Genomic DNA, 18,546 nt, shown 5'->3' on the forward strand with positions numbered 1-18,546 from the left:
GCTACACGGATGCCGATCCGACGGCCGGTGGGGGGTCCTCGAACGCGCACGGGTAGCGTGGCTGACATGGAGTGGACCTCGGATGTCGCGGCCGGAACCTGGATCCGCGAGAGTCTCGACCCGGGCCTGGGGACATCCATGCACGGAGTGGTCCCGAGGGGCTTCGCCGCCTACGCCCGCATCTTCCACCCTGCGCACGCCGGCCGGCTCCCCGGCCGGGCGATGCCGACGCCGGACGAATGGGTGCAGATGCGCGACGGCGAGCGCGAACGGCTCTCCGCGCTGATCCGGTACGAGCCCACGACGTGGGCCGAGACCGCGGCCGCGTTCGGCACGCGCATGCACCCCGAGGCGCAGTGGAACCGGCTCGTCCGCAGCCGCGACGATTGGCGGCGTGTCCGCGCACCCGACGGCCGCGAGTTCGACGCCCCACGGGAGGGCCACCTCGACCCCGACCTCCTCGCGACCATCGCCGGGCACCTCGCCGGGCACACGGGCACACCCGGCGACGGGTACTTCGGGGTCTGGAACGGGTGGGGCGGTTTGCTGGGGTTCTACGGCGAGACTCCTTCGCGCACGTTCCTCCAGGTGACCCGCGACGACACGTCCGATGCGCAGGGCGGGCAAGCGGATGCTGCGTCCGACGACGCCCTGCGACGCGCCGCCGAGTCGGCGCTGCTCAGTCAGCACAACGCGATGCTGGGGCGCAGCATCCACGATTCGTTCAACACGGTGCTGGGTCGTCCGTCCTGGCAGCCGGGCATCCTGCCCGACGCGATCTCGTCGGGCGCTCAGCTCGAGCTGCCCGGCCGCGCGCACATCCTGTTCCGCGGCGGGATATCCGAGCTGACTCGACCGGATTGGCCGTCGCACGTGCCGTGGCGCGATGTGGAGGCCGAGGTCCGCGGATTCGCGCCCGACCCGGAGTCGCCGAGTCTGATCTGGCCGGCCGACCGTGCGTGGGTGGTCGTGACCGAAGTCGACTTCGACTCGACCATCGTGGGGGGCAGCGCCGAGGTGATCGCCGAACTGTGCGGTGACCCTGCCCTGGAGGCCCTGCCCCTCGGCGCGGGCGCCGACCTCACCTGGGACGGCGACGAGGTGAACCGATGAGCGCCTTCGACCCGCGGCCGTTGACCGAGCCCATCGATCGCGCCGCCGTGCGTGAGTTCGTGCGCGCCGGACGGGCAGAGGGACGCCTGCCGGGTGCCTGGAGCTCGGCCACCGGCATCCTCGCGCTCGTCTTCTTCGGCGTGGTCGTCCTCGTCGTCGGAAGCTTCTTCCTCACCATCGTCGGCAGCGTGATGAGCTCGATGGCCTCCTCGAGCGGTGCGGGCTTCTCCCTCCTGTTCCTCATCCCGGTCCTCGCGGTCGGCGCGATCGCCGCGCTGATCGTCGTCTTCGCCGTGCGCGGTTCCCTCGGCGCGGGCGGGCGCTGGTACCGGATGTCGCGCTTCGCCCAGGCCAACGGCATGACCTACCTCCCCGCCGTCACGGCGCCCGGTCTGCCGGGGATGATCTTCTCCCTCGGCAGCTCCCGCGCGTCATCCGACGTCGTGCGCGGCGACCGCCCGCGCTTCGCCGAGTTCGCCAACTACCGGTACACGACCGGCTCGGGCAAGAACCGCACCACGCACAAGTGGGGGTACGTGGCCATCAAGCTCGACGTTCCGCTGCCGCACATCGTGCTCGACGCGCTCGGCAACAACGGACTCTTCGGCTCCAACCTCCCCGCGGCCTTCGATCGCGACCAGCGTCTGGGCCTCGAAGGCGACTTCGACAAGCACTTCGCGCTGTACTGCCCGGAGGGCTACGAACGCGACGCCCTCTACCTCTTCACACCCGACATCATGGCGCGGTTCATCGACAACGCTGCCGCACTCGACGTCGAGATCATCGACGACTGGCTGTTCCTCTACGCCAAGCGGGATTTCTCCACGCTCGACCCCGCCACCTGGGCGTGGCTCTTCTCCGTCGTGGGGGCGTTGTTGGACAAGCTGGCGCAGTGGGCGCGCTGGCGCGACGAGCGACTGACCACGGATGCATCGACCGCGGCGATCTCTGCGCCCGAGGTCGCCTCGGTGTCGGACGGCACCCCGGGCGCGGCATCCGCTCTGCCGTTCGCCCCACCCCCGCAGGTGCTGCGCCCGCCGCCGGGCGTCGCGATGCCGGGGCGCCGCCTGAAGCGACGGTTCCCCGTCGCCGCGATCGTCATCTTCGCGCTGTTCGGCATCTTCTGGTTCGCGATCCAGTCGGGTGTGCTGGCGGCCGTCTTCTCGCGCTGATTCCGCGCGGGGGCCTGCTCAGCGGTCCCGGGTGCGGCGGGACGTGAGGCGCTGGATCGGGGACGTCAGGAGCAGCAGGAACATGGCGTAGTAGCTCACCGCGGGCACCGCCACCGCCACGATCAGGGCGACGGCGAACAGCGCCACGAGGATCAGGTCGACGCGCAGTCCCGCGCGCAGCCGGTCGTCGGGGATGCGATGTACCTGCGGATGCCGCGTCAGGTAGAGCTGGATGAACAGCATCAGCAGGCTGGTGATGAGCATCGAGCCGATGTATAGGACTTTTTGGAGGGTGTCGGTCTCGAGCTGGCCGACCACCGCCGTCGCGATCGGGAGCCACACGATCGTGAGCATCCAGGCCATCGTCAGCCAGAGCAGCCCGTTCGTCACGGCCGTCACCCCGGCGAACTGGCGGTGGTGACTGACCCAGAAGTTCCCGATCACCGCGAAGCTGAGCACGAACGCGAACAGCGCCCCCGTGTTCTCGTTCCACCACTCCACGGTGCTCTGATCACTGGACGCCGCCTCGCCGACGCTCTCCATGAGCGGAAGGATCAGCAGCGTCATGGCGATGGCCACCACCGCGTCGATGAACGCCTTGGCCCGCTCGGCGCTGTAGAGCTGGCCGGCCTCCGTGTCCGCCTCATCCTTCGCCGTCATGGCTCAGATCCTCGCACACGGCGTGCGCGGCTCACCTGCCCCGCCGGCCCCGATCCTCAGAGCCCGCGCGTCGCCTGCCACTCCCGGCGGCGCACAGCCTGCTCGATCGGGTCGGGCACGGGCAGTGAGGTGAGCAGACGCTTGGTGTAGTCGTCCCTCGGGTCGGTCAGCACCTGCACCGTCGTGCCCTGTTCGCGGATCGTGCCCTGTCGCAGCACCACGATGCGGTCGGCGACCTGGTCGATGACGGCCAGGTCGTGACTGATGAACAGGCACGCGAAGCCGAACTCCGCCTGCAACGAGGCGAAGAGCTCGAGCACCCGCGCCTGCACGGACACGTCGAGCGCGCTGGTGGGCTCGTCGGCGATCAGCAGCTTGGGGTCGAGCGCGAGTGCCCGGGCGAGGGACGCGCGCTGGCGCTGGCCGCCCGACAGCTCGTGCGGATAGCGGTCGCCGAAGGTGACGGGCAGACGGACGGCGTCCAGCAGCTCGTCGACCTTGCGGCGGGCGGTGCGCGGATTGCCCGCCCGACCGTGGACGATCAGCGGCTCGGCGACGCACTCGGCGATCGTCAGGAGCGGGTTGAAGCTCGTGGCGGGGTCCTGGAAGACGAACCCGACGTCGGGTCGCAGCTTCTTGAGGTGCCTCGGCTTGGCGCCCCGCATCTCCACACCGAGCACCTTGAGCGATCCGTCGAGCACGTCGGTGAGGCCGACCATCGCCCGGCCGATCGTGGTCTTCCCCGACCCGGACTCGCCGACCAGGCCGAGCACCTCGCCCGGTCCGATCCAGAAGTCCACGCCCTTCACGGCCACGACGCCGGGTGATCCCAGTCGTCCGGGGTAGCCGATCTGCACGGCGGATGCCACGACCAGGCTGCCCTCGGGCGGCGATGTGGGCGCAGCATCCGTCAACGACTGCGTGGCGCTCTTGCCGCGGCCGACATGGGGCACCGCGGCCAGCAGCTCGCGCGTATAGGCCTGTGCGGGATGCGCGAACAGCTCGCGCACGGGCGCCTGCTCGACGATGTCGCCCTGGTACATCACGACCACGCGATCGGCGAGGTCGGCCACCACCCCCATGTTGTGGGTGATCAGCACGATCGTCGCCCCGAACTCGTCGCGGCACGCGCGCAGCAGCTCGAGGATCTCGGCCTGCACGGTGACGTCGAGCGCCGTCGTCGGCTCGTCGGCGATGATGAGACGCGCGTCGAGCACGAGCGCCATCGCGATCACGACGCGCTGCTTCTGCCCGCCCGAGAACTGGTGCGGGTAGTCATCGACGCGCTTCTCGGGATCGGGGATGCCGACCCGGCGGAGCACGTCGACCGCCCTCGTCCTCGCCTCGGCGGCCGAGAGCTTCTCGTGTGCGCGCAGCCCCTCGGCGATCTGCCATCCGACGGTGTAGACGGGGTTCAGCGCCGTCGACGGCTCCTGGAACACCATCGCCGCGTCGCGACCGCGCATCTCGCGCAGCTGCGCCGGCGTGGCGTGCACGATGTCGGTGTCGCCTTCGCGGCCGGTGATGATCACCGCGCCCGACAGGGTCGCCGTCTCGGGCAGCAGCCCGAGGAGCGTGTTCGCCGTCACGGTCTTGCCCGAGCCCGACTCTCCGACGATCGCCAGGACCTCGCCGGGGCGCGCCTCGAGCGAGATGCGCGAGACCGCGACCACCGGGTCGCCGTCGGTCGCGAACGTGACGGTGAGGTCGTCGACACGCGCGACGGGAGCCCCCGCCGATGGGGGGACGGATGCCGAGACAGCGGCGGCGCTCATGACACACCCTTCGCCCGGCGGCGTGTCCGCAGCCGGGGGTCGCTCAGGTCGTTGATGCTCTCGCCCATGAGGGTGATCCCGAGCACCACCAGGACGATCGCGATACCGGGCGGGATCGCGGTCCACCAGATGCCACTGGTGACGTCGGCGACGGCTCGGTTGAGGTCGTAACCCCACTCGGCCGCCACGGTCGCCTCGATGCCGAACCCGAGGAAGCCGAGCCCCGCCAGCGTCAGCAGCGCCTCGGAGGCGTTCAGTGTGATCACGACGGGCAGCGAGCGCGTGGAGTTGCGCAGCACGTGACGGATGAGGATGCGGCCGGTCGGCACGCCGATGACCCGCGCCGACTCCACGAACGGCTCGGCCTTGACCCGGACGACCTCGGCGCGGATGACGCGGAAGTACTGCGGGACGAAGACGACCGTGATCGAGAGGGCGGTGGCGAGGATGCCGCCCCACAGGGTGGACTGCCCGCGGCTGATCACGATCGACATGACGATCGCCAGGAGCAGCGAGGGCAGCGCGTAGATCGCGTCGCAGACGACGACGAGCACTCGATCGAGCCACCCGCCGAAGTAGCCGCTCACGAGTCCCAGGAAGATGCCGAGGAAGATGGAGAAGGCGATCGCGCAGATGATGACCAGCAGCGCGGTCTGCGCTCCCCAGATCACGCGCGAGAACACGTCGAACCCGCTCACGGTCGTGCCGAGGAGGTTGACGGAGTTCGGCGGCTGCTGGGTTCCGAACTTCACGCCGTCGACCGCCTGCTGGGCGAAGCTGTAGGGCGCGATCCACGGCGCGAAGATCGCGGTGAGCAGGAACACCACCATGATCACGAGCCCGATGACGAGCATCGTGCGCTGGAGGCCGACGCTGCGCCGCAGGTGCGAGACGATCGGCAGCCGGTCGCGGAGCGGGATCTTCCGGGAGGTGAGGACGGCGCCGGGGGTCGCGGCCGGGGTCGCGGCATCCTGCGCCTGCGGTCCTGTGGGCGTCTGCTCGGACATGTCAGTACCTCACTCGCGGGTCGATGACCGCCGCGATCACGTCGACGATGAAGTTGGTGAGGGCCACGACGACGGCGATCACGACCACGATGCCCTGCACGGCGACGAAGTCCCGGGCCTTGAGGTACTGCGACAGCATGAACCCGATGCCCTTCCACTCGAACACCGTCTCCGTCAGCACGGCGCCGGAGAGCAGCAGTGCGATCTGCAGGCCGATGACCGTGATGATCGGGATGAGCGCGGGCCGGTAGGCATGCTTGGTGACCAGGCGGTATTCCCCGACGCCGCGCGAGCGTGCCGAGGTCACGTACTGGGCGCCGAGGGTGCCGATGACGTTCGTGCGAACGAGTCGCAGGAAGATGCCGGCGGTGAGGATGCCGAGCGCGAGGCCAGGAAGGATCGCATGCGTGAGGACGTCGCCGATCGCGTTGCCGTCGCCGAGCCGGATCGCGTCGATCAGGTAGATGCCGGTAGGGGCATCCAGTCCCTGCAGCTTCAATTCGGTGCGCGTGGAGGCACGGCCGGCGACCGGGAGCACGCTCAGCCAGATGGCGAACACGAGCTTGAGCAGCAGGCCGACGAAGAAGATGGGTGTCGCGTAGCCGAGGATGGCGGCGATGCGCAGGACGGCATCTTGCCAGCGGTCGCGGCGGTAGGCGGCGATCAGGCCGAACGGGATGCCGATCAGGAACGCGACGATGAGGGCGTAGAAAGCGAGTTCGAGGGTCGCGGCACCGTATTGGAGGATGACGTGCGTGACCGCTTGGTTGTCGGTCAGGGTCGTCCCGAAGTCTCCGCGCAGGACCGCGCCGAGGTAGTCGAGGTACTGCACGATCAACGGGCGGTCGTAGCCGGCGGCGGCGACGCGCTCGGCCAGCTGATCGGGAGGAAGACGGCCGCCGAGCGCCGCCGTGATCGGATCCCCGGTGATGCGCATCAGGAAGAACACGACCGTCACGAGGATGAAGACCGTCGGGATGACGAGGAGAAGGCGGATGAGGATGTAGCGCCAGAGCCCGCCCGAGCGGGCTTTCACCGGCTGAGCGACGATATTGGCCGCATCGACGGCAGTGACCATGCGTGAACCTTACTGAGAGAACGATCCGGTACCGGACGCAACACGGGCCGGGGGGATCCCCCCGGCCCGTGTCGGTGCGCTACTTGTGCAGCGGTGCGTATCGGAACTTGAACGAGCCGTCGAGGGTCGCGCCCTCGACGTCGGCGCCCACGACCGCGACCTGCTTGCCCTGGAGCAGCGGCAGCGTCGAGAGGTCGGCGGCCACCAGATCCTGGATCTTGCCGATGTCGGCGGCGCGCGTGTCGGCGTCGGTCTCGGTCGCCTGGGTCGAGATGAGCTCCTGCACCTCGGCGTTGTCGTAGTGGTTCACGAGGAAGTTGTCCTTCGTGAAGAACGGCGACAGGTAATTGTCGGCGTCGGAGTAGTCCGGGAACCAGCCGAGCTGGTACGCGGGGTACACGTCCGCGGTGCGGTCCTTGGAGTACTGCACCCATTCGGTCTGCGCGAGGTTGACGGTGAACAGGCCGCCCTCCTCGAGCTGCGACTTGATCGCCGCGTACTCGTCACCCGACGACGGCCCGTAGTGGTCGCCGTTGTACTGCAGGTTGAGCACGACCGGGGTCGTGACGCCTGCGGCCTCGAGCGTCGCCTTCGCCTTGTCGGCATCCGGAGCGCCCGCGCCGTCGCCGTACAGGCCCTTGAGCGCTTCGTTCGCGCCCGTCAGGCCCTGCGGCACGTACGAGTACAGCGGGGAGTACGTGTCCTTGTACACGTCGGTCGCCAGCGCCTCGCGGTCGACGAGGTCGGCAGCGGCCTGACGGACGGCGAGCGCCTTGGCGGCGTCGGCGTCGGCCGTGGTCGCGCCGTACGGCATCGTGTCGAAGTTGAACGTGATGTAGCGGATCTCCCCGCCGGGACCATCGACGACCTTGACGGCGTCATCCGTGGCCAAGTCGGCGATGTCGGTCGCACTCAGGCTGCGGAATGCGGCGTCGATCGCCCCGCTCTGGATGTCGAGCTTGAGGTTGGACGCATCGGCGTAGTACTTCGCCGTGACCCCCGCGTTCTCGGCGGCGCCGAGCTCGCCCTGGTAGCCGTCGAACGGCACGTAGGAGATGAGCTCGTTGACCTTGTACGAGTCGATCTTGTACTGGCCCGCGAATGCCTCGCCGGCGACGATGTCGTCGTCGGACGTGACGGCTTCGGCCGAGAAGACCTCCTCGTCGACGATCGGGGCGGCGGGGCTGGACAGAATCTGGGGCCAGATCTGGTCGTCGCCGTTCTTCAGCGTGAAGACGACCGTCGTGTCGTCGGGCGCCTCGACCGAGTCGAGGTTCGACAGCAGCGACGACGGGCCGTTCTCGTCGGCGATCGCGACCTGGCGGTCGAACGAGAACTTCACGTCGGACGACGTGAGGTCGTGCCCGTTGGCGAACGTGAGTCCCGGCTTGAGCGTGACCGTGTATTCGGTCGGCGACGTGAACTCGGCCGTCTCGGCGATGTCGGGCGTGACATCCGCGGTGCCGTACTTGCTGTTGAGCAGGAACGGGTACACCTGGTTCATCACGGCGAACGAGCCGTTGTCGTACGAGCCCGCGGGGTCGATCGACGTGATCTTGTCGGTCGTGCCGACGATCAGTGGCTCGTCCGAGGACGCGCCGCCGCTGGCGTCGCCCCCACCGCCGCCGGAGCATCCGGCGAGAAGAAGGGCGGTGGCGCCGAAGGCGCCGATGGCGAGACCGAGACGGCCGCGCCCACTGTGGTGCAGTGACATAGTTCTACCTCTGCTGTGAAGGAAAGGGACCGCGACGGAGAGGCGCGGCCCTTGGGCTATCTTCAAGGTCGCGACCGTTCCCACCAAACACCCGGGCAATTCGTAACGAGACCGAAACCCGCGGACGATGACACCGGATGCCGCGACCGGCGTCCCTCCCAGGTGTCGCGACGCCTGCGCGCCTAGGGTGAGGACATGACGCCCGTGCATGCTTCCGACCTTTCGACGACGGAGGATGCCACGTCCCCTCCGATCCGCCTGCTGGTGGCCGACGGGCGGCCGTCGGCGCTCAGCGAGCTGTCGGCTCTCCTCGAGCAGGAGTCCGATATGGCCGTCGTGGCGGAAGTCGGACGCGGCGACGAGATCGTCGAAGCCGCCCTCCAGGCGCGCCCCGACGTGGCCGTCATCGCGATCGAGATGCCCGGAATGGACGGCATCACGGCGTCGGGGCAGCTGCGCTACGAGCTGCCCGACTGCCACGTCATCATCGTCACCGCGCTCGGCCGGATCGATGAGCTCGAGAGGGCGATGGATGCCGGGGCCACCGGTTTCCTCGTCGCGGACGCGACCTCGGCCGAGCTGGCCGCTGTCGTGCGCGACGTGCGGGATGGGCTGCGTGTCATCGACCCGCGGCTGACGGCGGAATCACGGGCGCAGGACGGCAGTCCGCTCACCGACCGCGAGACCGACGTGCTCTCCGTGGCGCGGGCGGGCGGATCGATCGCCGACCTGGCGCGCGTCATGCACCTGTCGGAGAGCCTGGTGCGCAACCACCTGTCGAACGCGATCGCCAAGACCGGCGGCCGCAACCGCGCCGATGCGATCCGCATCGCGCAGGAGGGCGGCTGGTTCTAGCAGCCGGTGCGGTCTGCTCCGACGGCGTCCGGCCGGGCACTCACGCCGGCGCGGTCGGTCCCAACCCGAAATATTCGAGTTCTGCGTCGTTGAGCATGCGCGAGCGGATGATGAACCGGAAGCCGGTCGGCCCCTCGACCGAGAATCCGGCACCCCGGCCGGGGACGGCGTCGATCGTGATGTGCGTGTATTTCCAGTACTCGAATTGCGCCTCCGAGATGAACACCTCGATCGGGTCGAGGTCGCGCACCTCCAGGGTGCCGAGGTGGACGTCGCTCGGACCGGTGATGAACATCCCGATCGGGTAGCACATCGGCGCGCTGCCGTCGCAGCAGCCGCCGGACTGGTGGAACATGAGCGGGCCGTGCGTCACCGTGAGCTCACGGAGGAGGTCGGATGCGGCATCCGTCACCGCCACCCGCTGATACGTGCCGATGCTGACCATGTTCTCTCCTCCGTGCAGGGTGGGCGTTTCGTCTCGCTGCGCCCGCTCGACGACCGTCGGGGGCCGGCCGTCGAGCGAGAGCGCAGTGACGAGACGAAACCTCTCGTCGGTTTAGAAGAAGCCCATCGGGCCCTCGGCGTACGAGACCAGCAGGTTCTTCGTCTGCTGGTAGTGATCCAGCATCTTGAGGTGGTTCTCGCGGCCGATACCGGACTGCTTGTATCCGCCGAACGCGGCGTGCGCGGGGTACTGGTGGTAGGTGTTCGTCCAGACACGACCGGCCTGGATGGCCCGCCCGGCGCGGTAGGCCGTGTTCATGTCGCGGCTCCACACACCGGCGCCGAGGCCGTACAGCGTGTCGTTGGCGATCGAGATCGCGTCGTCGAAGTCGGTGAAGGAGGTGACCGAGAGCACCGGCCCGAAGATCTCCTCCTGGAAGATCCGCATGTCGTTCGTGCCCTCGAAGATCGTCGGCTGCACGTAGTAGCCCTCCGACAGATCGCCCCCCAGATCAGCGCGTTCACCGCCGATGAGGACCTTGGCGCCGCCCTGCTTGCCGATGTCCATGTAGCTCATGATTTTCTCGAGCTGATCGTTCGAGGCCTGCGCGCCGATCATTGTCTCGGGGTCGAGCGGGTTGCCCTGCTTGATCGCCTTGACGCGCTCGATGCCGTCGCCGAGCAGCTGGTCGTAGATCGAGCGCTGGATGAGCGCACGAGAGGGGCAGGTGCAGACTTCGCCGTTGTTCAAGGCGAAGAATGAGAAGCCCTCGAGCGCCTTGTCGTAGAACGAGTCGTTCGCACGGGCGACGTCCTCGAAGAACACGTTCGGGCTCTTGCCGCCGAGCTCGAGGGTGACCGGGATGAGATTCTGCGACGCGTACTGCATGATCAGGCGTCCGGTGGTCGTCTCCCCCGTGAAGGCGATCTTGCGGATCTTCTTGTGCGAAGCCAGCGGCGCGCCCGCCTCGATGCCGAAGCCGTTCACGATGTTGAGCACTCCCGGCGGGATCAGGTCGCCGATGAGGTCGATCAGGAACAGGATCGACGCCGGCGTCTGCTCCGCCGGCTTCAGCACGATGCAGTTGCCCGCGGCGAGCGCCGGCGCGAGCTTCCACACGGCCATCAGGATGGGGAAGTTCCACGGGATGATCTGCCCGACCACTCCGAGCGGCTCCTGGAAGTGGTACGCGACGGTGTCCTCGTCGAGCTGTGAGATCCCGCCCTCCTGGGCACGCAGCACGCCGGCGAAGTAGCGGAAGTGGTCGATGGCGAGCGGGATGTCGGCGGCCAGCGTCTCGCGGACGGGCTTGCCGTTCTCCCACGTCTCGGCGACGGCGATCTTCTCGAGGTTCTGCTCGATGCGGTCGGCGATCTTGAGCAGCATGTTGCTGCGCTCGGTGGGGCTGGTCTTGCCCCACGTGGCGAAGGCCTTCCACGCGGCATCCACGGCCCGATCGATGTCTTCGACGGTACCCCGCCCGACCTCGCAGAACGGCTTGCCGTTGACGGGGCTGATGTTCTCGAAGTACTGGCCCTTCACCGGTTCGACGAACTCGCCGCCGATGTAGTGGCCGTAGCGGGATTTGTATTCGGCCAGCGAGCCGCGCTGGCCGGGCTGAGCGTAGGCGCTCGACACGCCCTCCTCGACGATGGTCATGTTCTGTCTCCTTCGACGGTCATGAGTCCGCGGCCATCCATTGCCGCGGTCGGATGCCTCACCCTAGGACGCGCAACGTTGCATTCCGTTGCGCCCGGTCCATCGACGAGCCCGCGCGTGCGGGTACCGCCCGGCGCGCTACGGGTGTCCGCGGCGCACGGCCACGTCGACGGCCCCCGTCAGGGATTCGAAGCGGGCGCTGAACGGCAGATCCTCCATCAGCACTGCGGCGCCCTGGGAGTCCGCGAGCGGCACCTGCCAATTCGGGTACTCCGTCGAAGTGCCGGGCTGGTTCTGCACGCGGCGCTCGCCGACGGCGTCGACCAGGGCGACTCCGAGCAGCTCGGACGGAGCGGCCACCAGATAGAGGTGCAGCGCTTCGACGATCTCCTCCTCCGTCGCATCGGCGCCCAGCAGACCGCGGTCGCGCAGGGCACCCAGCATCGCCGTGCGCTCGGCGTCCGCCTCGGCGCGAGCCTCTGCCACGGGTTGCGTGAGAAGGCCGAGCCGCGCGCGCAGGTCGACGTGCTCGTCGGCGAGATACCCCGCCGTGGGAGGCAGATCATGGGTGTTGACGGTGGCCAGCAGCGACCGGCGGTAGTGCTCCGGCGGTGTCGGGGCGCCGTCCTCCTGCTCGAACCAGAGCACGGAAGTGCCCAGGATGCCCCGCGCGGACAGGTACTCGCGCACCCAGGGTTCGACGTTCCCGAGGTCTTCGCCGATCAGCACGGCACCGGCGCGTTGCGCCTCGAGCGCGAGCACGCCGATCATCGCCTCGTGGTCGTAGCGCACGTAGGTGCCGGCCGCGGGGCCCAGGCCGGTCGGGATCCACCACAGGCGGAAGAAGCCGATGACATGGTCGATGCGCAGCGCGCCCGCGTGCCGGAGCAGCGTCCGGATCATGTCCCGCAGAGGCGCGTACGCGTGGGCGGCGAGCGCCTGCGGCAGCCACGGGGGCTGGTTCCAGTCCTGCCCCTGCTGGTTGTACATGTCGGGCGGCGCGCCCACCGTGATGCCGGAGGCGTACATGTCGCGCAGAGACCAGGCATCCGATCCGCGCGTGTGGACGCCGACCGCGAGGTCGTGCATGACCCCGATACGCATGCCCGACGCGAGCGCTTCGGCCTGCGCGGCCGCGACCTGTTCGTCGGCGATCCACTGCATCCACGTGTGGAAGGCGACGCGATCGGCGAGACGCGTGCGGAGGTCCGCGACGAGCGGAGAAGCGATGTCCCAGGCGTCTGCGGGACGTTCCTCGCCCGCCGCGAGGGTGTCGGCGAAGTGCTCCTCGAGCGCGCACCAGAGCGCGAAGTCGGCGAGCGGCCGACCCTCGCGTGCGGTGTACGCGTCCAGCAGAGCCTGACGGCCGGCCGACCGCGGGGCGGCGAAGACGCGCTCGAGCGCGGCACGCTTCGCCGCCCAGGATGCGTCGCGGTCGATGCGGGCGGCATCCGTGTTCTGCTTCGACACCGACGCGCGCGCCTGCTCGACGAAGGCGCGGTCGGCCGGCGGGAGGTAAGCCGCCTCGCGGATGTCCTCGGGACGCAGGTAGAGCGGCGCGAGGAATCGGCGCGTGGCGGGGAGGTACGGCGAGGGCTCGATCGGCGACGTGACCTCCGCCGCGTGGATCGGGTTGACGAGCAGGAAGTCCGCGCCGCGCGAGCCCGCGATCGACGCCAGATCACCGAGGTCGGCGAAGTCGCCCAGCCCCCACGAGCCGCGCGAGCGCACCGAATACAGCTGTGCCATCAGACCCCAGCCGCGTCCGCCGTTGCCGGGCCGGCTCGGCGGCGCGGGAAGTGTCGCCGGCGTGACGACGACCGCGCATGACGCGGCGCGATCGGGCTCGTCGCCGCCATGCGCGGTCTGTGCGGCGTCCACTCGGTGCCACCCGAGGGGCAGGTCGGCCGGAAGCGGCACCGCGAGGCGCCACACCGATCTGTCGTCCACCAGGCGACTCGAAGGGTCTTGCGGCGGAACGTCGAGCGGACGCGACGACCCGTCTTCGAGACTCAGCAGCAGAGTGACATCGTGCCCGTCCTCCACGTAGACGATCAGCTCTCCGGTGCCTGCGCGGGCGACGAGGGATGCCGGCACCAACGACCGCCACGGCAGCTCCGCGGTCTCGGCCAGCGCCGCATCGACCTCGGCCTCGGTCTGCGCACGGATGCCCATCGCCCGGAGGACCGCCCGCAGCGTGGCGGCCGGTACATGCACGCGGTCACCGAAGAACGACCAGTACTCGGTCGCGATGCCGTTCGCCTCGGCGAGTGCGACGAGGGCGTCGGAGGGGGCCGAATCCGGCTCCACCTCCGGCACGGCGGCCGCGCGGAGGTCGTCGTGAAGCGTGCTCGGCCCGGTGTCGTCCGTGTTCTTCACGCCGCCCATGTCGTTCTCGCCCACAGTCGCTCCCCGTCGCTTCGGTGTCAGGCCTCATCCTGCCAGAGCCTCGCGCGCCGGCCGGGTCGCGGCATCCGACCCGGGGCGTCGTGGAGTCAAGCGGCGGACTCGAGCCGTTCGATGCGCGCCACGAGCCCGGCCCGCTTCGGTGAGCGCGCCGGGAGGGTCTCCAGACAGAGGCGCAGCACGTCGACGTCTTCGCCGCCCTCGGCCGTATCGGCGTATGCCAGCAGGACGTCGACGCCCGCCTCGGCCATCAGGGCCTCGCGCAGCGCGGTGCGCACGCTCAGCCGCAGCTCCTCCACACCGGGAGCGACCGATTCCGGCAGCACAGGACCCCGATAGGCGGCCAGCGCCACCCGGTGCGCGCCCCGGTCCAGCAGCGACACGACGTGCTGCGCGTCGATCTCGAGCTCGGCGGTGAGGCGGTACGGACGGGATGCCGGCACCAGCTGTGGTGCGTGCGACTCGAGCACTTTCCGCAGACGCACGAGCTCTGGCCGCAGCGTGTCCGCGGCGTGCGCGTCGCCGTAGACGAGCTCGCCCAGGCGCTCCGCCGACAGACCCTGCCGGTGCGTCGCGAGCATGAGGAGGATCTCGGCATGGCGGGCGCTGAGCTCGACGACGGTCTCCAGTCCGCCGCTCGCCGACTCCAGCAGGGCGCGGTCGCGCCCGAGCACACGGAGGGTCGCACGGGCGGTCTCGGGGTGAGACGTTTCCGGCCGACGCCGAGGTGCGCGACGCGGTGCCGGCTGCGCCCGGGCCCGGAGCCGCGACACCAGGAGCTCTCCCTCGATGGCTCGGGCCGTGGCGTCCACCAGCAGCTGCGCCTGCGGAGTGACGGCTTCGAGGCCGCCCGTCACGTCGATGACGCCGAGGATGCCGCGGGTCTCGGGGTCGTGCACCGGGACGGCGGTGCACGACCAGGGCTGCACGAGACGGTTGTAGTGCTCGGCGCCATGGATCTGCACGGAGCGATCGAGCGCGATCGCTGTGCCGGGCGCGGCTGTTCCGACCGCACGTTCCGACCAATTCGCCCCGGCGACGAACCCCATCTCGCCGGTGAGACTGCGGATCCTCGCGTCACCCTCGACCCAGAGCAGACGCCCGGCCGCATCCCCGACCGCGACCACGACCCCCGACTCCTCCGGCTCCCCGGGCAGCAGAAGCGCGCGCACCATGTCCATCACGCCCGCGAGCGGATGGGCTCGGCGGTAGTCCTCGAGGTCGCGGGCGTTCAGATCGAGGGGTGGCGCACCCTCGGCGCCGACCATGCTCGCCCGCGATCGTCGCCACGAATCGCGTACGAGGGAGCGGATCTGCAGCAGTCGCTCGTCGTCGTCGTGGCCCGCGACCAGCTCTTCGTGCGCGCGCTCGATCAGCAGTCGCGAGGTCTCGGAAGAAACGTCGCGTCGTTGCGACCATGAGGAGGACACGCCACCCTCCGATCGTTCTGGGGACGTGATGGATCCAGTGTAGGCGCGGGATCGGCGCTGCGGCCGGGATCGTTTCGACTCGCTGCGCTCACCCGCCGATGGTGCGCGCCGCCCACCAGTCGCGCAGACGCTGCTCCGCGGCATCCGGCCCGATGAGTCCTTCGTCGAGGCGCACGTCCAACAGGTAGCGGTAGGCGTGGCCGACGTCGCGGCCCGGGCCGATGCCCAGCAGCTCCTGGATCCGGTTGCCGTCGAGCTCGGGGCGCATCGCGTCGAGCTGCTCCTGCTCGGCGAGCTCGGCGATGCGCCGCTCGATGTCGTCGTAGGCGCCGGCCAGGCGCGCAGCCTTGCGCTTGTTGCGCGTCGTGACGTCGGCACGGGTCAGGATGTGCAGCCGCTCGAGCTCGTCCCCCGCATCGCGCACGTACCGGCGGACGGCGGAGTCGGTCCAGGCGCCTTCGGAGTACCCGAAGAAGCGCAGGTGCAGCTCGATGAGCAGGCACACCGAGTCGGTCGTCGCGGCGTCGAACCGCAGCTCGCGCAGGCGCTTGCGGGCCATCCGCGCACCCTTGAGGTCGTGGTGGTGGAACGTGACGGCTCCACCCGGCTCGAGCTTGCGCGTCGACGGCTTGCCGATGTCGTGCAGCAGCGCCGCGAGTCTCAGGGCGACGTCGGGCGCAGCATCCGGGTGCCGCTGCGCATCGAGCTCGATGGCCTGCCGCAGCACCGTCAGGGAGTGCTCGTAGACGTCCTTGTGGTGGTGGTGCTCATCGACCTCGAGCCGCAGGGCGGGGATCTCGGGGAGGAACTCGGCCATCAGCCCGGTGTCCACCAGTATCCGGATGCCGCGCACCGGGTCGTCGGACTGCAGAAGCCGCACGAGCTCGCTCTGAATGCGCTCGGGGCTGACGATCGCGAGCGTCTCGCGCAGCGCCGCCATCGCGTCGAGGGTCTCGGCGTCGATGTCGAAGCCGAGCTGTGCGGCGAACCGGGCGCCGCGCATCATGCGCAGCGGGTCGTCGCCGAAGCTGACCTTCGGGTCGACGGGGGTGCGCAGGCGCTCCGCGAGCAGGTCCTCGACCCCCCCGCTCGGGTCGACGAGGGTGCGGGCGGGCAGCCGCAGTGCCATCGCGTTGACGGTGAAGTCGCGGCGGATCAGGTCGGCATCGAGCGTGTCTCCGAACTCGACGGTGGGCTTGCGGGTGACCCCGTCATAGCTGTCCGCCCGATAGGTCGTGATCTCGACCTGCTCGCCGGCGATGCGCGCGCCGATCGTGCCGAACGCGCGCCCGATGTCCCAGTGGGCGGTGGCGATCGGCTTCACGATGCGCAGGATGTCGTCGGGCCGCGCATCGGTGGTGAAGTCCAGATCGTGCGTTTCGCGGCCGAGGAGTGCGTCGCGCACGGGGCCGCCGACGACGGCCAGCTCGAACCCCGCCGCCGCGAAGGCCGTACCGAGCGTCGCGACCACCGGCATGCGGGTGAGGGCGTCCAGGCGCGCGAGACCCTCGGCCATGTTCAGCATGCTTCGAGCCTACCCAGCGCTTCCGACCCCGCCCCCGCCCTCTGACGGCACACCCTCCGAGGCGGCGAACACGAGGAACCCGCTGAAGAGCAGCTCGCGCACCTTCGGCAGCAGATCGGCGAGGAGAGCGTGCGGGTCGACGTCGAGCAGATGCGCGATCGCGTCACTCAGCACACCGACAGCGAGGTCGCCGTCGCAGGCGCCGACCAGTGCCGCGAGCCCCGGATCGACGGTGAGCGTTCGCGAGAACGCCCCGCCCTGACGCAGTTCGATGACGGTCGGCTCCTCTGCGCCCGGCACATGGTGGCGTGCCTCGGTCACGTCGGCGGTGACCAGGAGCACAGATGCCGCGAGCTGCGCGTCATCGAGCACGTCGAGCCGATCGTGCACGGCGAGCGCCTGGGCCAGGTGCCCGCCGAGGGCGCGGGACCCGAGGGACGTGCCCACCCGTTCGTATCGGGCGAGGGTCGGCGCGTCGCCGCTGGGCGGACGCCGCAGCAGCACGTAGCCGAAGCCGACGCCGGTCACACCGCGGTCCTCGAAGTCGTGCAGCCAGGCGTCGACGAGCGCCGCGAAGGCAGGCGATCCGGGCAGCGTGCCCCCGTCACGGATCCACAACTCCGCGTACGACAGCGGGTCGAGGGCCTCGCGTTCGATCACCCAGGCATCCAGCGGCACAGACGACGACTCGACCCAGTCGCGCACGCGCGCCAGTCCGTCCCGCCCATCGCGGGTCTCCCAGTTGCCCAGCAGCTGGGCCACGCCGCCGGACGCGAGGTGTGCGCCCACGCCTGACACGACGGCCTCCACGAGTGCGTCGCCGACCATCCCGCCGTCGCGGTACTCGTACGCGGGCACGCCGTCGACCCGCGGTGTGATCACGAACGGCGGGTTCGACACGATCCGGTCGAAGACCTCGCCCTCGACCGGGTCGAACAGGCTCCCGAACCGGGTCTCGATGCGATCGACACCGTTCAGGAGGGCGTTCAGACGCGTGAACCAGAGGGCGCGCTCCGAGATGTCGGTGGCGACGACGTGGTCGACGTTCCGCCGGGCACGCAGTGACTGGATCCCGCATCCCGCGCCGATGTCGAGGCCCGATGCCGCGTCCACCGGCAGCTGGAGCCCGGCGAGCGTCAGTGAGGCACCGCCGACGCCGAGCACGTGGCTCTCGGGGAGCGCGCCCTGCAGCGCGGTCTCGTCGAGGTCGCTCGCGATCCACCACTCGCCCTCGCCCGAATCGTCGACGAACGACTGCGGGCGCAGAAGCACCAGGGGGCGGATGCTGCGGCCTTCGTCGACGGCGAGACCCAGGTCGACCAGCCCCGTCACGCCGGCGCGCGGAAGCGCGGCGGCCACCGAGCCGGTGTCCTGTGCCAGGCCCAGCACGAAGAGTCGACCGAGGACGGCCAGGGGATCGGTGCGTCCCCCCAGGGCCCGCTCAGCCACGATCCGCATCCCTCGCGAGATCGCGTCGTCCGCGCTCACTCCCCACGCCTCACGGAGCCGGTCGGAGCGGTAGTCGGCGTCGCGGAGGTCGTCGGCGAGCGCCGCACACGCAACGGGATCGAGGGGCGCGAGCATCCGTCCATTCAACCCTCTTTGTCAGCGGGTTGCGGGCGCGCTCACCGAGCGCTCAGACGGGGCGACCGTAGAATCTCTCGTGATCGTGCGGTCATGCATCGCACAGGAGCAGATGCCTACATG

Annotated in this window: 14 protein-coding genes; 3 read left to right on the forward strand and 11 right to left on the reverse strand. The window is 69.8% G+C overall.

The window, feature by feature from the left end:
• The first annotated feature begins 66 nt into the window (after nucleotides 1-66).
• Together ACFM35_RS11665 and ACFM35_RS11670 are read left to right on the forward strand one after the other, a co-directional pair.
• Entirely contained in the window at nucleotides 67-1,113 is a 1,047-nt protein-coding gene (locus tag ACFM35_RS11665; RefSeq protein WP_378842183.1) for a hypothetical protein, read from the forward strand.
• Complete coding sequence (locus ACFM35_RS11670; RefSeq protein ID WP_378842185.1) at nucleotides 1,110-2,285, forward strand: hypothetical protein; 1,176 nt, start codon at nucleotides 1,110-1,112, stop codon at nucleotides 2,283-2,285. Before ACFM35_RS11665 ends, ACFM35_RS11670 begins: the two co-directional genes overlap by 4 nt.
• An 18-nt stretch (nucleotides 2,286-2,303) precedes the next feature.
• On the opposite strand, the gene ACFM35_RS11675 is transcribed toward ACFM35_RS11670, so the two are convergent.
• From ACFM35_RS11675 to ACFM35_RS11695, 5 genes are all read right to left on the reverse strand, one after another.
• Complete coding sequence (locus ACFM35_RS11675; RefSeq protein WP_378842187.1) at nucleotides 2,304-2,945, reverse strand: TMEM175 family protein; 642 nt, start codon at nucleotides 2,943-2,945, stop codon at nucleotides 2,304-2,306.
• Nucleotides 2,946-3,001: 56 nt separating this feature from the next.
• Nucleotides 3,002-4,720, reverse strand: coding sequence for a dipeptide ABC transporter ATP-binding protein (locus ACFM35_RS11680; protein ID WP_378842189.1), 1,719 nt, complete (start codon nucleotides 4,718-4,720; stop codon nucleotides 3,002-3,004).
• A complete protein-coding gene (locus ACFM35_RS11685) occupies nucleotides 4,717-5,727 on the reverse strand; it encodes an ABC transporter permease (protein WP_378842191.1) in 1,011 nt (336 codons plus the stop codon). The genes ACFM35_RS11680 and ACFM35_RS11685 overlap by 4 nt, the downstream gene beginning before the upstream one ends.
• A 1-nt stretch (nucleotide 5,728) precedes the next feature.
• Entirely contained in the window at nucleotides 5,729-6,805 is a 1,077-nt protein-coding gene (locus ACFM35_RS11690; protein ID WP_378842193.1) for an ABC transporter permease, read from the reverse strand.
• A gap of 79 nt (nucleotides 6,806-6,884) precedes the next feature.
• Complete coding sequence (locus tag ACFM35_RS11695) at nucleotides 6,885-8,519, reverse strand: ABC transporter substrate-binding protein (protein ID WP_378842194.1); 1,635 nt, start codon at nucleotides 8,517-8,519, stop codon at nucleotides 6,885-6,887.
• A gap of 195 nt (nucleotides 8,520-8,714) precedes the next feature.
• Between ACFM35_RS11695 and ACFM35_RS11700 the strand changes: the two genes are divergently transcribed.
• A complete protein-coding gene (locus tag ACFM35_RS11700) occupies nucleotides 8,715-9,374 on the forward strand; it encodes a response regulator transcription factor (RefSeq protein ID WP_378842196.1) in 660 nt (219 codons plus the stop codon).
• Between the two features lie 40 nt (nucleotides 9,375-9,414).
• Here ACFM35_RS11700 and ACFM35_RS11705 read toward each other — a convergent pair whose 3' ends face one another.
• The 6 genes from ACFM35_RS11705 to ACFM35_RS11730 form a co-directional block, all read right to left on the reverse strand.
• Nucleotides 9,415-9,819 carry a DUF779 domain-containing protein gene (locus ACFM35_RS11705; protein ID WP_378842198.1) on the reverse strand — a complete coding sequence of 135 codons (405 nt, stop codon included), beginning with the start codon at nucleotides 9,817-9,819 and terminating at the stop codon, nucleotides 9,415-9,417.
• Nucleotides 9,820-9,930: 111 nt separating this feature from the next.
• Nucleotides 9,931-11,478: an acetaldehyde dehydrogenase ExaC gene (gene exaC, locus ACFM35_RS11710; protein ID WP_378842200.1), complete on the reverse strand. Its 1,548-nt coding sequence runs from the start codon at nucleotides 11,476-11,478 to the stop codon at nucleotides 9,931-9,933.
• A 138-nt stretch (nucleotides 11,479-11,616) separates the two neighbouring features.
• Nucleotides 11,617-13,881, reverse strand: a complete 2,265-nt coding sequence (gene malQ, locus ACFM35_RS11715; RefSeq protein WP_378842201.1) for a 4-alpha-glucanotransferase — start codon at nucleotides 13,879-13,881, stop codon at nucleotides 11,617-11,619.
• A 92-nt stretch (nucleotides 13,882-13,973) separates the two neighbouring features.
• Complete coding sequence (locus tag ACFM35_RS11720; protein WP_378842203.1) at nucleotides 13,974-15,314, reverse strand: transcriptional regulator; 1,341 nt, start codon at nucleotides 15,312-15,314, stop codon at nucleotides 13,974-13,976.
• A gap of 88 nt (nucleotides 15,315-15,402) precedes the next feature.
• Nucleotides 15,403-16,839, reverse strand: coding sequence for a CCA tRNA nucleotidyltransferase (locus ACFM35_RS11725; protein WP_378842205.1), 1,437 nt, complete (start codon nucleotides 16,837-16,839; stop codon nucleotides 15,403-15,405).
• A 9-nt stretch (nucleotides 16,840-16,848) separates the two neighbouring features.
• Complete coding sequence (locus ACFM35_RS11730) at nucleotides 16,849-18,423, reverse strand: DUF7059 domain-containing protein (RefSeq protein WP_378842207.1); 1,575 nt, start codon at nucleotides 18,421-18,423, stop codon at nucleotides 16,849-16,851.
• Nucleotides 18,424-18,546: the final 123 nt, after the last annotated feature.

Origin of the sequence: Microbacterium songi (genome assembly GCF_042747925.1) — a bacterium.
Classification (GTDB): Bacteria; Actinomycetota; Actinomycetes; order Actinomycetales; family Microbacteriaceae; genus Microbacterium.